A 14,684-nucleotide genomic window follows, 5' to 3' on the forward strand; every position below is an offset into this window, starting at 1 on the left:
GTCAGAACGAGAGGGCCGGCCCGAAGGTGGGCAGGGTGATGCCGAGTCCGACCTTGAAGATCAGGTAGCAGAGCGCCGACATGCAGGCGGCCATGATGAGCGCCGATACGATGTTGTTGTTCCGCGAGGCCATCGCGGACAGGAAGGTGCACAGCGCCACGATGGGCACCAGACCGAGCGAGCGTGCGGCATAGCCGAAGATCGCCAGCGACAGGCAGACCAGGAAGATGCCCCGCCAGGCGATGGGCTCTGCCTGGACTTCCTGATGCCGGCCGAAGCCCTGCACCGCGATCAGAATGCCGAACCCGGCCAGAAGACAGGCCAGGAACAGCGGCATGAAGCCGGGCCCCATGCGCAGCGCCGTCCCCATCTGGTAGTTCATCGCCTCGACCGCGAAGCCGGCGGCGATGGCGATGAAGATGAGACCTGCGAAAACGTCGCGCCAGGCTCGAGAGCGTGTAATGTCCGTCATGTTTCCCCCGTAACGGAAAAGCCGGCCGCGTATGCCGCGGCCGGCTTTCGAACGCACATCAGTCGGCGTAGACGCCGGCTTCCTCGATGATCGGTTTCCACAGGGCGATCTGCGAGGTGAGTTCCTGGGTCAGGGCGGCGGGTGTCGCCTGATCCTGCGATACGGGCGCGGTGCCGAGTTCGGCGAAGCGCTGGATGACCGTCTGGTCCTGCAGCGCCGTCTGCAGCGCGGCTTCCAGCTTTTCGACGATGGCGGGGTCCATGTCCTTCGGGCCATAGAGGCCGTGCCAGACGCCGATCTGCAGGCGCGGCAGGTTGGATTCGGCCGTCGTCGGCAGGTCCGGGAGGGAGTCGACGCGCGCGGGCGAGGTGACGGCATAGGCCTTCACTTCGCCGGCCTTGATCTGGTTGGTGGTATTGGTGGTCTGGTCGCAGATCATGTCGACCTGTCCGCCGACGATGTCCGTCATCGCCGGGCCGGCGCCCTGGTAGGGCACGGTGATCATCTGGACTTCCAGGGAATCCATCAGCAGCATGCCGCACAGGTGCGATGCCGAGCCGATGCCGGCATTGGCGTAGGTGACGTCCTCGCCGTTTTCCTTGAGGTAGGAGACAAGGCCCGCCATGTCGGTCGGCTCGAAATCCTTGCGGGCGACGATCGTCATGGGAACCGACGTGATGAGCCCGACGGGCGTGAAATCGGTGAGGGGATCGAAGCCGAGATTGCGGTAAAGGGTCGGCGCGGTGGACATGCCGATATGGTGCAGCAGCAGCGTGTAGCCGTCATTCGATGCATTGGCCACCTGTCCGGCGCCGAGCGTGCCGCCGGCCCCGCCGACATTCTGGATCAGCACCTGCTGCCCCAGTTCCTTCGACATGACTTGGGCGACCAGCCGGGCAACGGTATCCGTCGGCCCACCGGCCGAGAAGGGCACGATGATCGTGACCGGCTGGGTGGGATAGTCGGTCTGCGCCATGGCGGCCATCGGTGCCGTGAAGGCGAGCGCGGCGGATACGGCAAATGCCGCGAGGCTGAGTTTCATGCAATCCTCCCGAATGCGTGAGCAGCAGGGCCTGTAGGGCCACGATTCGTTCATCCATCACGAATCGCAGCGCCTTGTCCAGCAGCGAGGTCCACGCACGGGATAGGGAATTGTTATGACTGAGCGTTCGTCAGCGGCATATCCGCGTGCAGGGCGGTCATCGTGCGATCGACCCCGACATGGATGACGTTCTCCATGGCAAGCCGGGCGGCTGACTCGTCGCGGGCGGCGATGGCACGCACGATGCGCAGGTGGTTTCCCGCGCATTCGGCGATCTTCTCGGTGCTCGACGCCGGCGAGGATAGCTGGAAGGAAGCCGCCAGCGCGGCTTCTATCAGCGCGCTGATCGAGCGCATGAACGGATTGCGCGACACGCGCGCCACCGCAAGGTGGAATTCCAGATCCACCTTGGCGATGCTTTCGCGCGTGTGGGCCGGGTTATCCAGCCGGCCGGCGATCTCGTAAAGTTCAACGATCTCCTCGGCGCTCGCACGCCGTGCGGCCATGGCGGCGGCGGCGGGCTCGAGCGCCAGCCGCATCTCGGCCAGATCGGCGATCAGCGTGTCGTCGACGCCAGACTCGAAGCGCCAGCCCAGAACGTCCGCATCGAAGAAATTCCATTGCGACCGGTTGAGCACCCGCGTTCCCACCTTGGCCTTGGGCTCGACGAGCCGTTTGGCGGCCAGCGTCTTCATCGCTTCACGCAGGACGGTGCGCGATACGCCGAAACGCGCGCTCAGCTCGGCGTCGCCCGGCAGGAGGGAGCCCTCGGGCCGGGCGCCGGTGACGATTTCGCGGCCGAGAACCATGACGACCTGGGCATGGCTGGTGCGCAGAGACCGGCCCGCGATGGTCGATTGCAACAGACTCATTGTGTGGTGTCTCCAAACCGCAAAGGCGCCCGCTGACGCTACTATAACATTGATTTGTATTATTTATAGCCGCAAAAGCGGCGTGGCTCTCGCCTTCCTTGGGGCTTGACGCTGGAATCTGCAAGAGTATTAGTCACACGTAATAAGGATTGGAAACGGTCAAAAATGCCCGCGCACCCTATCAGCGTCGCCATTGTCGGCCTCGGCAAGATCGCGCGCGACCAGCATATTCCCGCCATAGAGGGCAATCCGGCATTCGAGCTGGCCGGGGTGGCCAGCCGGAACGCGTCGCTACCATCCTTACGCCATTTCACCGACATCGGCGAGATGCTTCGCAACGCGCCCGATATCGCGGCCGTCTCGCTATGTACGCCGCCGCAGGGGCGGCAGGCGCAGGCGCGTGCCGCACTTGCCGCAGGCCGGCACGTGCTCTTGGAGAAACCGCCCGGCGCAACCGTGGCCGAGATCGGGCCGCTCATCGATCTCGCCCGGCAGAACGGCGTCACGCTGTTCGCGACCTGGCATTCGCGTTTCGCGGCGGCGGTGGAGCCGGCCCGCGCCTTTCTTGCGGACGCACGGATACGCTCGGTGCAGGTGACGTGGAAAGAGGATGTGCGCCACTGGCATCCCGGCCAGCAATGGATATGGGAGCCGGGCGGGCTCGGCGTGTTCGATCCGGGCATCAATGCCTTGTCCATCGTGACGCGCATACTTCCGCAGCCTTTCTTTCTGACGCAGGCAAGCCTGTCCTTCCCGGCCAACCGGGCCGCCCCCATCGCGGCGGAGCTGGACTTCGCCGATGGTGCGGGCGTTCCTGTGCGCTTCGACCTCGACTGGCGGCAGACGGGCCCGCAAAGTTGGGATATCGACGTCGACACCGATAAAGGGCGGCTGTTGCTGGGCGAGGGCGGCAAGACCCTGTCGCTGGACGGGCAGCCGCTTCTTGCCGACGAGGATGCCGAATATGCCGGCATCTACGCACGTTTCGCCGAGTTGATCGAAGCGGGCGAAAGCGAGGTCGACCTGTCGCCTTTGGTCCATGTGGCGGACGCCTTCATGCTGGGGCGGCGAATTGAAGTCGAGCCTTTCGAGGACGCGGCGTGAGCGTCCGCCGCGAAGATTTCGGGCCTATGCCCGACGGGCGTATGGTGGAGCGCTTCGTGCTGGAGGGAATAGGCCTGTCGGCTGCGGTCATCTCCTACGGCGCGGCGCTGCAATCGCTGTTTGCGCCCGGCCGCGACGGCACTTTGGACGATGTGGTGCTGGGCGGCGACACGATCGACGCCTATCTGGACGAGCGCCGCTTCTTCGGCGCGGTCGTGGGGCGCTACGCCAACCGCATCCACAAGGGCTACGCCGATGCGTCCGGCGCCTTCGTGGCTCTGCCGCAGAATGACGGGCAGAACTGCCTGCATGGCGGACCGGCCGGATTCGATACGCATGTCTGGTCGCTTGCCGAATTCGGCGAGGATGGCGGCCCCTTCGTCGAACTGGCGCTCGACCTCGGCGATGGCCTCGACGGCTTCCCCGGCGCGGTGTCCGCACGGGCCCGCTACTCGATACCGGCCGCCGGCGAACTGGTGCTGGACCTGTCCGCGACGGTGTCCCAGCCATCGCCGGTCAACCTGAGCGGACACAGCTACTTCAACCTTGCCGGCGCGGGGAGCTCCGATACGATCCTCGGTCATGTCCTGCGCGTCGGCGCCGAAACGGTGCTGCCCATCGACGAGGCATCGATACCGCTGGGCGCGCCGGTGGACGTCGCGGGCACCGTCTTCGATTTCCACGGCGGCGGCGTGATCGGCGAGAAGATGGACATTGCCGATCCGCAGATCGCGCTGACGGGCGGCTACGACCATAATTTCTGCTTTTCCGACACGGGCGAGTCCCGGCTGCTGGCGCAGCTCCACGCGCCGACCAGCGGGCGGACGCTGTCGATCTATTCCGATGCCCCGGGCCTGCAATTCTATACCGGGCAGTTTCTGGACGGCAGTGCGCACGGCAAGGGCGGGGCGCGCTACGGCCGCAATGCCGGGCTATGCCTGGAGCCGCAATCCTGGCCGGACAGCCCCAACCATGCCGGCTTCCCGGGGGTGATGCTGCCCGCCGGCGCCACATACCGACATACGATCCGCTACGCCTTCGGCGTACAGTGACAGAACAGAAGAACGAAAAGCTGGACACGAGATGAGCAAGGAACTGACGCCCTCCGACCCGAACAAGCTGCGCTCGCGTGCCTGGTTCGACAACCCGATGAATGCCGACATGACGGCGCTCTATCTGGAGCGCTACATGAATTTCGGCCTGAGCCAGGAAGAGCTGCAGTCCGGCAAGCCGATCATCGGGATCGCGCAGACCGGCTCGGACCTGTCGCCCTGCAACCGCCACCATATCGAGCTGGCGCAGCGCGTGCGCGAAGGCATCCGCGAGGCGGGCGGCATCGCCATCGAGTTTCCGGTGCACCCCATCCAGGAAACCGGCAAGCGCCCCACCGCCGGCCTGGACCGCAACCTTGCCTATCTCGGCCTCGTCGAGATCCTGTACGGCTACCCGCTCGACGGCGTGGTGCTGACGATCGGCTGCGACAAGACCACGCCGGCCTGCCTGATGGCGGCGGCGACGGTGAACATTCCGGCCATAGCGCTGTCGGTCGGGCCGATGCTGAACGGCTGGTTCCGCGGCGAGCGTACCGGCTCCGGCACCATCGTCTGGCGTGCCCGCGAACTGATGGCGAAGGGCGAGATCGACTATCAGGGCTTCGTCAAGCTGGTGGCGTCCTCCGCCCCGTCGACGGGCTACTGCAACACGATGGGCACGGCCTCCACCATGAACTCGCTGGCCGAGGCGCTGGGCATGCAGCTTCCCGGCTCGGCGGCCATACCGGCGCCCTACCGCGATCGGCAGGAGGTTTCCTACCGCACCGGCCTGCGCATCGTGGACATGGTCCGCGAGGACATGAAGCCGTCCGACATCCTGACGCGCGACGCCTTCATCAACGCCATCCGGGTCAACTCGGCCATCGGCGGCTCGACCAACGCGCCGATCCACCTGAACGCCTTGGCGCGGCACATGGGCGTGGAACTGACCATCGACGACTGGCAGACATACGGCCACGAAATCCCGCTGCTGGTGAACCTGCAGCCGGCCGGCGAGTATCTCGGCGAAGATTATTACCATGCCGGCGGCGTGCCGGCGGTCGTCAATCAGCTGATGGAGCAGGGGCTCATCAACGAGGATGCGATGACGGTCAACGGGCGCACCATCGGCGACAATTGCCGTGGCGCCATCATCGAGGACGAGAAGGTAATCCGCCCCTTCGGCCAGCCGCTGAAGGCGGAGGCCGGCTTCATCGTGCTGAAGGGCAATCTGTTCTCCTCGGCCATCATGAAGACCAGCGTCATCTCTCCTGAGTTCCGCGAACGCTACCTTTCGGACCCCACCGACCCGAATGCCTTCGAGGGGCGGGCGGTCGTCTTCGACGGACCGGAAGATTATCACCACCGCATCGACGATCCGGCACTTGGCATCGACGAGCACACCGTGCTGTTCATGCGCGGGGCGGGGCCGATCGGCTATCCCGGCGCGGCCGAGGTGGTGAACATGCGCGCTCCGGACTACCTGATCAAACGGGGCATCACCTCTCTTGCCTGCGTCGGCGATGGGCGCCAGTCGGGCACGTCCGGTTCGCCTTCGATCCTGAACGCCTCTCCCGAGGCGGCGGCGGGGGGTGGCCTGGCGGTGCTGAAGACGGGCGACCGCGTGCGTATCGACCTTGAAAAGGGCACGGCCGACATCCTGATCGACGATGCGGAGCTGGCCGAGCGGTACAAGGCGCTGGCCGCCGATGGCGGTTTCCATTTCCCCGGCCATCAGACGCCGTGGCAGGAAATCCAGCGCGGTATCGTCGGCCAGATGGAAAGCGGTGCGGTGCTGGAGCCTGCCGTACGCTACCAGCGTATCGCGCAGACCCAGGGGCTGCCGCGCGACAACCACTGACCCATACCGGAAAGGCCGTCCATGGAAGCGAGCGTCACCATCATCTCGGATGTCCATTGCCATCTCGGAGAAGGGGTGGCGTGGCTGCCGCAGGCGCAGCGCGTCTGCTGGTTCGACATCGTCGAGAAGGTGCTTTTCGAGCATCGGCTGGATAGTGGAGAGACGGTCCGCCACAGCCTTCCCTTCATGGCTTCGGTGATCGCCGAGATCGACGGCGAGCGTCAGCTTGTCGCCGCCGACGAGGGACTGTTCGTCCGCACGGCGGACGGCGCCTTCGAGGCGCTCCTGCCGCTGGAAGCCGACAAGCCGGGCAATCGCTCCAATGACGGCCGCGTGCACCAGAGCGGCGCGTTGTGGATCGGCACGATGGGCCGCAACGCCGAAAAAGGCGCCGGCTCCGTCTACTGGTATGGCGGCGGACGCGCGGTACGGCTTTTCGCGGACATCACCATACCCAATGCCATCTGCTTTTCGCCGGATGGCGGCACGGCCTATTTCGTCGACAGCGATGTCGGCGAACTGATGCGCGTGGCCGTCAACCCGGATACCGGCCTGCCGGTGGGCGCGCCCACCGTTCTGCGGCGTCATGAGGCCGAAGGTGGACTCGACGGGGCGGTGGTGGATGCCGACGGGGCGATCTGGGTGGCCCATTGGGGCGGTGCCTGCGTAGAGGCCTACAGCCCGGCCGGCGACGTCATAAAGCGGGTGTCGCTGCCGGCCACCAACATCTCCTGCCCGGGCTTCGTCGGCGACGATCTCGACAGGATGGTGGCCACCAGTGCCTGGCAGGGCATGGGCGATGCGCGGAAGGCCGCGGAACCGGCCCATGGCAATACGTTCCTGTTCGATCCGGGTGTGCGCGGCCTGCCATGGCCGGCCGCCAATCCCTTCGCGTGAGGTTGCAGGCGATGGGCGTCCGAAAGCTTCTGGTGGATTGGGGAACGACGAGCTTCCGCCTCTGGGCGGTGGGCGCCGACGACGGCATCATGGGCGAGCGGCGCAGCGGCGAAGGCCTGACCAGCGCCGGCGATTTCGATGCCGTGCTGGAATCCCACGCGACCGCGCTGGGCGTCGGCAGCGACGTGCCCGCCATCCTGTGCGGCATGGTAGGTGCACGCAACGGCTGGCTTGAAGCGCCCTATCTCGATGCGCCGGTGCCGTTGAGCGACGTGGCGGGGCGCGCAACCCGCGTCACGAAGGCCAGCCGCGCCGTCTTCATACTGCCCGGTGTCTGCCAACGGCGTCCTGCCCCGGATGTCATGCGCGGCGAGGAGACCAAGCTTCTCGGACTCGGGCGCGATGACGGGCTGGTGCTCATGCCGGGCACGCATACCAAATGGGCGCGGCTGGACGGCGGGTTGCTGGCCGGGTTTTCCACCTTCATGACGGGCGAGATCTTCGCGCACTTACGCGGCGCGCCGACATCGGTGCTGCGGCAGGCCGTGGGCGAAGCGCCCCTTGTGCAGACATCCGGCCCGGTATTCGCCGATGCCGTGCGGATGGGCTTCGAGGCGCCCGAGCGGCTGGCCAATGCCGCCTTCGGCGTGCGCGCCGGCTGGCTTATCGATGGCACCCCCGCGGCGGATGGGCTTGCACGCCTGTCGGGGCTGCTGATCGGGGCCGAAATCGCCGGTGCGCGGACGCTGTACGGAGACCTCGACGGGGTCGTTCCGCTGGGTGCCGGGCCCGGTGCGCAGGCCTATCTGGATGCGCTGGCCGCACTCGACATCGCCCATGCGCCACCGGTGGACGCCGATGGCTGCGTGCGTGCCGGGCTGTCGCGGGCGGCCGATATCCTATTGCAGGAGATACAGTCATGAGTGGTTCCGAGCGCGTTGCCTGGCCTTCCTTCCGACGTTCGCTGGTGGCGATCCTGCGCGGCATCACCATCGACGAGGTGGAGCCGGTCGTCGACGCACTCGTGGAAGCCGGCTTCGAGGCCATCGAGATCCCGTTGAATTCGCCGGCTCCGTTCCGGTCCATCGAGGCGGCGGTGCGCCTTGCACCGCAGACCCACTATGTGGGCGCCGGCACCGTCCTGAGCGTCGAGGATGTCGACAGGCTGGCGCATGTGGGCGGGCGGCTGATGGTCAGCCCCAATGTGGACCCGGCCGTCATCGCACGGGCGGCAGAGCAGGGAATGGTGACGATGCCGGGCGTGTTTACGCCCACCGAAGCCCTGGCAGCCTGGCATGCAGGGGCCGTGGCGCTGAAGTTCTTTCCGGCCAGCGTGCTTGGCCCCGCCGGTATCGCGGCGATTTCGGCGGTGCTGCCGAAAGAGGCGGTCCTGGGGGCGGTCGGCGGTGTTTCGGAAGGCGATTTTTCGGCCTATGCCGGCTACGGCATCAGGGCGTTCGGCCTCGGCTCGAGCCTCTACAAGCCCGGCCTGTCGACGGCCGAGGTGGCGGCTCGGGCCAAGGCGGCCATAACCGCCTACGACGCGGTATTCGGCACCGGCTAGGCCGGGGCCCGCATGGCGGGGAGCCATGCAGAACGACTTCGCATGGCGAGGAGCCATGCAGCATGATTTGACATGGCAGGGAGCCATGCCGAACGACTAGCGGTCCGCATGGTGCGGCTGCCTGGGGAGGATTTCGCAATGAGGACTTTCGTGAAATGGGCCGCCGCGCTTGCCCTCGGGGCGGCGATGGTGCTGCCGGCCAGCGCGCAGGACAAGGGCCTCGTCGGCATCGCCATGCCGACGAAGTCGTCGGCACGGTGGATCGACGACGGCAACAACATGTCGAAGACCCTGCAGGAGCGCGGTTACGAGACCGACCTGCAATACGCCGAGGACGACATCCCCAACCAGCTCTCGCAGGTCGAGAACATGGTGGTGAAGGGCTCCAAGGTGCTGGTGATCGCGTCGATCGACGGCACCACGCTTTCCGACGTGCTGCAGCAGGCCGCCGACATGGACGTGAAGACGATCGCCTACGACCGGCTGATCCGCGATACGCCCAATGTCGACTATTACGCCACGTTCGACAATTTCCAGGTCGGCGTCCTGCAGGCCACTTCCATCGTCGACAGCCTGGACCTCGCCAACCAGGCGGGACCGTTCAACATCGAGCTGTTCGGCGGCTCGCCGGACGACAACAACGCCTACTTCTTCTATGACGGCGCCATGAGCGTTCTGCAGCCCTATATCGACAGCGGCAAGCTGGTCGTCGGCTCGGGCCAGACGGGAATGGCCCAGGTTTCCACGCTGCGCTGGGACCCGGCCGTGGCGCAGGCCCGCATGGACAACATCCTGTCCGCCTTCTACCCCGACAAGCGCGTCGATGCCGTGCTGTCGCCCTATGACGGCCTGTCGATCGGTATCCTGTCTTCGCTGAAGGGCGTCGGCTACGGATCGGCCGACATGAAGATGCCGGTCGTGACCGGGCAGGATGCCGAGGTGCAGTCGATCAAGTCGATCCTGGCCGGGGAACAGACCTCGACCATCTTCAAGGACACGCGCGAACTGGCCCGCGTGACGGCCGACATGGTGGATGCTGTCATCAACGGCACCGAACCGCAGGTCAACGATACCGAGACCTACAATAACGGCGTCAAGGTCGTTCCGTCCTACCTGTTGAAGCCGGTCGTGGTGACCAAGGACAACTGGAAGGAAATACTGGTCGACAGCGGCTACTACACCGAAGCCCAACTCCAGTAGGACCGAATGGGGCGCCGGCGACGGCGCCCCTTCGTCTGCGGTATCGTCACGGCCGTTGGAGGCGCACATGAACGCCATTCTGGAAATGCGGGGCATCTCCAAGTCCTTCACCGGGGTCAAGGCCCTTTCCGAAGTGAACCTTGCGGTGCAGCCCGCCGAAATCCATGCCGTCGTCGGCGAAAACGGCGCCGGCAAGTCTACCTTGATGAAGGTGCTGTCCGGCGTCTATCCGCATGGCAGCTACGATGGGCAGATCCTTTTCGAGGGCGAGGAGCGCAGCTTCCGCACGGTGAACGATTCCGAGGCGCTCGGCATCATCATCATCCATCAGGAGCTTGCCCTCATCCCCCTGATGTCGATTGCCGAAAACATATTTCTCGGCAATGCGCCGACGCGGATGGGCGTCATCGACCGGTCGGCCGTCTTCGAGCGTTCCCGCGAGCTGCTGCGCAAGGTTGGCCTGAAGGAGAATCCCGATACGAAGATCGCCGATCTCGGCGTCGGCAAGCAGCAATTGGTGGAGATCGCCAAGGCGCTGTCGAAGGAAGTGAAGCTGCTCATCCTCGACGAGCCGACGGCCAGCCTCAACGAAGCCGATTCCGATGCGCTGCTTGCGCTTCTGACTGAGTTCCGGCGCCAGGGCATCTCCTCGATCCTGATCTCGCACAAGCTGAACGAGATCTCCAAGGTGGCCGACCGCATCACTGTGCTGCGCGATGGCAAGACCGTCGCCACCATGGATTGCCATGCCGGCCCGGTCGAGGAAGACGAGATCATCCGCAAGATGGTGGATCGCGACCTGGAAAGCCGCTTCCCCAAGCGCGAACCGAAGATCGGCGAGACAATCCTGTCCATCCGCGACTGGTCGGTGGAGGACCCGCTCCACCCGGGACGGCAGGCCGTGAAGAGCCTCAGCCTCGACCTGCGCGCCGGCGAAATCCTCGGCATTGCGGGGCTGATGGGGGCAGGGCGCACGGAATTCGCCATGAGCGTCTTCGGCCGCTCGTGGGGGCGCAACATCCGGGGCACCGTCACCATGCACGGCAAGCCGGTGGACCTGTCCACCGTGCCCGCCGCCATTCGTGCCGGGCTTGCCTATGTGACGGAAGACCGCAAGCAGCTTGGCCTGCTTCTGGACGAGGATATCCGCAAGAACATTTCGCTTGCCCATCTTGCCGGCGTGTCGCGCCGCGGCGTGCTGGACGACATCCAGGAGCTGCAGGTCGCCAATACCTATCGCCAGAAGATGCGTATCCGGTCTTCCAGCGTGTACCAGGAGACCGGCAAGCTGTCGGGCGGCAACCAGCAGAAGGTTGTCCTGTCGAAATGGCTCTTCTCGGAGCCGGAAGTGCTCATCCTCGACGAGCCGACGCGCGGCATCGACGTCGGGGCAAAGTATGAAATCTATTCCATCATCAACAGCCTGGCCGACAGCGGCAAGGGAGTGATCGTGATCTCGTCCGAGATGCCGGAACTGCTGGGTATCTGCGACCGCATCCTCGTGATGAACGAGGGCAGCTTCGTCGGCGCCTTCACCCGCGAAGAGGCCAGCCAGGAAAAGATCATGCGCGCCATCATGCGCAAGGAGACCCTGAAATGAGCGACAATCCGGCAACCATCGGGGAAACGCGCAGCTATAGCGGTTTCCTGAAAAACAACCTGCGCGAATATGGAATGCTGCTGTCGCTGCTGGCGATCATGATCTTCTTTCAGGTCATGACCGACGGCACGCTGATGCGGCCGCTGAACCTGACCAACCTGATCCTGCAGAACAGCTACATCGTCATCATGGCGCTCGGCATGCTTCTGGTGATCGTATCGGGCCATATCGACCTTTCGGTCGGCTCCGTCGCCGGCTTCGTCGGCGCGGTGGCAGCCGTGCTGATGGTCAAGCTTGGCGTGCCCGCCATCGCGGCCGTCGCCATCTGCCTTGCCATCGGCGCCGCCATCGGGGCGGCGCAGGGCTGGTTCGTCGCCTACCTGCGCATCCCGTCCTTCATTGTCACGCTGGCGGGGATGCTGGTGTTCAAGGGGCTCAGCCTCGCCGTTCTCGGCGGCGCATCGGTTGGCCCGTTTCCCACCACCTTCCAGCGCCTGTCGTCCGGCTTCATCCCCGACGTCTTCGCGACGCCGGGCCTGAAGCTGACATCGCTGATCCTCGGCACCGTGCTGGCGCTGGGGCTGGTCTACCTCAACTTCCGCAACAGGGCGCGCCAGCAGCGCCACCAGACCGAAACGGAGCCCTATGGCTTCTTCGTCCTGAAGAACATCGTGCTCTTTTCCGTCGTCACCTATTTCACCTACCTTCTCGCATCGCTGCGCGGGCTTCCCAATGTACTGATCATCATGGTGGCGCTGATCGCGCTCTATGCCTTCCTTGCCAACCGCACCACCATCGGCCGGCAGATCTATGCCGTCGGCGGCAACGAGAAGGCGGCGAAGCTTTCGGGCGTCATGACCGAGCGTCTGACCTTCCTGACCTTCGTCAACATGGGTATCCTGGCGGCGCTGGCCGGCCTCATCTTCGCCGCGCGGTTGAACACGGCGACGCCGAAGGCCGGTCTCGGCTTCGAGCTGGACGTCATCGCCGCCTGCTTCATCGGCGGCGCGTCGGCCTATGGCGGTGTCGGCAAGGTGGTGGGCGCGGTGATCGGCGCCTTCATCATGGGCGTCATGAACAACGGCATGTCCATCCTGGGTATCGGCATCGATTACCAGCAGGTCATCAAGGGCATCGTGCTGCTGGGGGCCGTCTGCATCGATGTCTACAACCAGCGCCGTTGAAGCGTAACGCGGTTTGCGCACGGGCCGGGATGATTTATAGGCGGTGCAACATTCCTTTCATGGAGTCGCCGCCATGCCCGACCAGTACGTCCTATCGCTGTCGTGCCCGAACAAGCCGGGCATCGTGGCCTCGGTGTCGCGCCATCTCTACGAGCATGGCGCCGACATCCGCGAGGCGCATCAGTTCGACGACGAGGAAACCGGCCGCTTCTTCATGCGGGTGCGCTTCAATTTCGTCGAGGCCGGCGGCGACAGCGAAGCGCTGCGCAGCGCGTTCGACGCTGTGGCGCAGCGCCACGACATGGACTGGAGCCTCAATTGCGCGGCGCGGCGCCAGAAGGTGCTGATCCTTGTGTCGCGCTTCGACCATTGCCTCGCCGACCTTTTGTATCGCTGGCGCATCGGCGAGCTGTCCATGGATATCGTCGGCATCGTCGCCAACTACCCGCGCGAGACCTACGCCCATCTCGACCTTGCGGATATCCCGTTCCATTATCTGCCGGTGACCCGGCAGACCAAGCTGGAGCAGGAGGCGGACGTCTGGCGCGTCGTGCAGCAGACGGGGGCAGACCTTGTCGTGCTGGCGCGCTACATGCAGATCCTGTCGGACGGGCTCGCCGCGAAACTGGCCGGCCGCTGCATCAACATCCACCACTCTTTCCTGCCGGGGTTCAAGGGCGCACGCCCCTACCACCAGGCGCATCGCCGCGGCGTCAAGCTGATCGGCGCGACGGCGCACTACGTGACGGCCGACCTCGACGAGGGGCCGATCATCGAGCAGGACGTGGAGCGGATCGCCCACCACGACACGCCGGACGACCTTGTCCGCAAGGGACGCGATATCGAGCGCCGCGTTTTGGCGCGGGCGATTGCCTGGCATCTGGAAGGCCGCGTCATACCGAACGGTGCCAAGACCGTCGTATTCCGGGATTGAGGAATGTCCATGCAGGCGAAACTGATCGACGGCAAGGCCGAGGCCGCAAATGTCCGCGCGGCGGTTGCCGAAAGGGCCGCAGCCTTTTCCGCGCGCCACGGCCGGAAGCCGGGCCTGGCCGTGGTGCTGGTGGGCAACGATCCCGCCAGCGAAGTCTATGTCGCCTCCAAGGTGCGGCTGACGCGTGAAGCCGGCATGGAGAGCTTCGAGCATCGCCTGCCCGCCGATACGGCGCAGGACGATCTCCTGGCGCTGGTGCGTCGCCTGAACGCGGATGACGCCGTGGACGGCATCCTGGTGCAACTGCCGCTGCCGGCGCCGCTGGATGCGGGGCCGGTTATCCTGGCGATCGACCCGGCCAAGGACGTGGACGGGCTCCACCCGGAAAATGCCGGCCGGCTCGTCGCCGGATTGCCCGGCCTCGTTCCGTGCACGCCGATGGGGGCGATGCACCTGGCGCGCACCGTGCGCCCGCGCATGGACGGCCTCAATGCGGTGGTCATCGGACGCTCCAATCTTGTCGGCAAGCCCGTGGCGCAACTGCTGCTCAATGCCAACGCAACGGTGACGATGGCCCATTCGCGGACACAGGACCTCGCCGGACTGTGCCGCACCGCGGATATCCTGGTTGCGGCCGTCGGCCGCCCGGGAATGGTCAGGGGCGACTGGATCAAACCCGGCGCAACCGTGATCGACGTGGGCATCAACCGGCTGCCGCCGGCCGATGGGCAGGCCAAAGGGCGCCTTGTCGGGGACGTCGCCTTCGACGAAGCGGTCGCGGTGGCGGGCGCCATAACGCCGGTTCCCGGCGGCGTCGGGCCCATGACGATCGCCTTCCTGTTGCAGAATACATTGACCGCGGCAGAGCGGCGTGCGGATGTGATGCGATAACCGCAGATTTCGTTTTGATTTTCGGGCAGAAA

14 protein-coding genes are annotated in these 14,684 nt (G+C 65.5%); 11 read left to right on the forward strand and 3 right to left on the reverse strand.

What is annotated here, in order from left to right; genetic code table 11:
• Nucleotide 1: 1 nt before the first annotated feature.
• From AUL31_RS00340 to AUL31_RS00350, 3 genes are all read right to left on the reverse strand, one after another.
• Nucleotides 2-472 (reverse strand): tripartite tricarboxylate transporter TctB family protein, encoded by a 471-nt coding sequence (locus AUL31_RS00340; protein ID WP_060600453.1) that lies wholly within the window; start codon nt 470-472, stop codon nt 2-4.
• Nucleotides 473-530: 58 nt separating this feature from the next.
• Complete coding sequence (locus AUL31_RS00345) at nt 531-1,514, reverse strand: tripartite tricarboxylate transporter substrate-binding protein (RefSeq protein WP_060599867.1); 984 nt, start codon at nt 1,512-1,514, stop codon at nt 531-533.
• A 113-nt stretch (nt 1,515-1,627) separates the two neighbouring features.
• Nucleotides 1,628-2,386 (reverse strand): FadR/GntR family transcriptional regulator, encoded by a 759-nt coding sequence (locus tag AUL31_RS00350; protein ID WP_060599868.1) that lies wholly within the window; start codon nt 2,384-2,386, stop codon nt 1,628-1,630.
• A 165-nt stretch (nt 2,387-2,551) separates the two neighbouring features.
• On the opposite strand from AUL31_RS00350, the gene AUL31_RS00355 reads away from it, so the two are divergent.
• The 11 genes from AUL31_RS00355 (at nt 2,552) to folD (ending at nt 14,652) form a co-directional block, all read left to right on the forward strand.
• Nucleotides 2,552-3,490 carry a Gfo/Idh/MocA family protein gene (locus AUL31_RS00355; protein ID WP_060599871.1) on the forward strand — a complete coding sequence of 313 codons (939 nt, stop codon included), beginning with the start codon at nt 2,552-2,554 and terminating at the stop codon, nt 3,488-3,490.
• Entirely contained in the window at nt 3,487-4,542 is a 1,056-nt protein-coding gene (locus AUL31_RS00360; protein ID WP_060599873.1) for an aldose epimerase family protein, read from the forward strand. Before AUL31_RS00355 ends, AUL31_RS00360 begins: the two co-directional genes overlap by 4 nt.
• Before the next feature lie 31 nt (nt 4,543-4,573).
• The gene (locus AUL31_RS00365; RefSeq protein ID WP_060599875.1) at nt 4,574-6,382 is read left to right on the forward strand and encodes an IlvD/Edd family dehydratase; all 1,809 of its coding nucleotides are present in this window, start codon (nt 4,574-4,576) and stop codon (nt 6,380-6,382) included.
• 21 nt (nt 6,383-6,403) lie between these two features.
• Nucleotides 6,404-7,279, forward strand: a complete 876-nt coding sequence (locus AUL31_RS00370; protein WP_060599877.1) for an SMP-30/gluconolactonase/LRE family protein — start codon at nt 6,404-6,406, stop codon at nt 7,277-7,279.
• Between the two features lie 11 nt (nt 7,280-7,290).
• Nucleotides 7,291-8,202: a 2-dehydro-3-deoxygalactonokinase gene (locus AUL31_RS00375; RefSeq protein ID WP_060600455.1), complete on the forward strand. Its 912-nt coding sequence runs from the start codon at nt 7,291-7,293 to the stop codon at nt 8,200-8,202.
• A complete protein-coding gene (locus AUL31_RS00380; RefSeq protein WP_060599879.1) occupies nt 8,199-8,843 on the forward strand; it encodes a 2-dehydro-3-deoxy-6-phosphogalactonate aldolase in 645 nt (214 codons plus the stop codon). Before AUL31_RS00375 ends, AUL31_RS00380 begins: the two co-directional genes overlap by 4 nt.
• 138 nt (nt 8,844-8,981) lie before the next feature.
• Nucleotides 8,982-10,043 carry a multiple monosaccharide ABC transporter substrate-binding protein gene (gene chvE, locus AUL31_RS00385; RefSeq protein WP_060599880.1) on the forward strand — a complete coding sequence of 354 codons (1,062 nt, stop codon included), beginning with the start codon at nt 8,982-8,984 and terminating at the stop codon, nt 10,041-10,043.
• Nucleotides 10,044-10,110: 67 nt separating this feature from the next.
• Complete coding sequence (mmsA, locus tag AUL31_RS00390) at nt 10,111-11,643, forward strand: multiple monosaccharide ABC transporter ATP-binding protein (protein ID WP_060599881.1); 1,533 nt, start codon at nt 10,111-10,113, stop codon at nt 11,641-11,643.
• Nucleotides 11,640-12,827, forward strand: a complete 1,188-nt coding sequence (gene mmsB, locus AUL31_RS00395) for a multiple monosaccharide ABC transporter permease (protein ID WP_060599882.1) — start codon at nt 11,640-11,642, stop codon at nt 12,825-12,827. The genes mmsA and mmsB overlap by 4 nt, the downstream gene beginning before the upstream one ends.
• 73 nt (nt 12,828-12,900) lie before the next feature.
• Entirely contained in the window at nt 12,901-13,761 is an 861-nt protein-coding gene (purU, locus tag AUL31_RS00400) for a formyltetrahydrofolate deformylase (RefSeq protein WP_060599883.1), read from the forward strand.
• A gap of 9 nt (nt 13,762-13,770) precedes the next feature.
• Complete coding sequence (folD, locus tag AUL31_RS00405) at nt 13,771-14,652, forward strand: bifunctional methylenetetrahydrofolate dehydrogenase/methenyltetrahydrofolate cyclohydrolase FolD (protein WP_060600457.1); 882 nt, start codon at nt 13,771-13,773, stop codon at nt 14,650-14,652.
• Nucleotides 14,653-14,684 lie beyond the last annotated feature (32 nt).

It is taken from the genome of Aureimonas altamirensis (genome assembly GCF_001463885.1).
In the GTDB taxonomy this organism is placed as follows: Bacteria; Pseudomonadota; Alphaproteobacteria; order Rhizobiales; family Rhizobiaceae; genus Aureimonas; species Aureimonas altamirensis.

Coding starts and splice junctions, on each gene's coding strand:
- folD (WP_060600457.1), top strand. CDS start 13,771: ATGCAGGCGAAACTGATCGACGGCAAGGCCGAGGCCGCAAATGTCCGC.
- mmsB (WP_060599882.1), top strand. CDS start 11,640: ATGAGCGACAATCCGGCAACCATCGGGGAAACGCGCAGCTATAGCGGT.
- AUL31_RS00350 (WP_060599868.1), bottom strand. CDS start 2,386: ATGAGTCTGTTGCAATCGACCATCGCGGGCCGGTCTCTGCGCACCAGC.
- AUL31_RS00365 (WP_060599875.1), top strand. CDS start 4,574: ATGAGCAAGGAACTGACGCCCTCCGACCCGAACAAGCTGCGCTCGCGT.
- chvE (WP_060599880.1), top strand. CDS start 8,982: ATGAGGACTTTCGTGAAATGGGCCGCCGCGCTTGCCCTCGGGGCGGCG.
- AUL31_RS00340 (WP_060600453.1), bottom strand. CDS start 472: ATGACGGACATTACACGCTCTCGAGCCTGGCGCGACGTTTTCGCAGGT.
- AUL31_RS00345 (WP_060599867.1), bottom strand. CDS start 1,514: ATGAAACTCAGCCTCGCGGCATTTGCCGTATCCGCCGCGCTCGCCTTC.
- AUL31_RS00370 (WP_060599877.1), top strand. CDS start 6,404: ATGGAAGCGAGCGTCACCATCATCTCGGATGTCCATTGCCATCTCGGA.
- AUL31_RS00375 (WP_060600455.1), top strand. CDS start 7,291: ATGGGCGTCCGAAAGCTTCTGGTGGATTGGGGAACGACGAGCTTCCGC.
- purU (WP_060599883.1), top strand. CDS start 12,901: ATGCCCGACCAGTACGTCCTATCGCTGTCGTGCCCGAACAAGCCGGGC.
- mmsA (WP_060599881.1), top strand. CDS start 10,111: ATGAACGCCATTCTGGAAATGCGGGGCATCTCCAAGTCCTTCACCGGG.
- AUL31_RS00355 (WP_060599871.1), top strand. CDS start 2,552: ATGCCCGCGCACCCTATCAGCGTCGCCATTGTCGGCCTCGGCAAGATC.
- AUL31_RS00380 (WP_060599879.1), top strand. CDS start 8,199: ATGAGTGGTTCCGAGCGCGTTGCCTGGCCTTCCTTCCGACGTTCGCTG.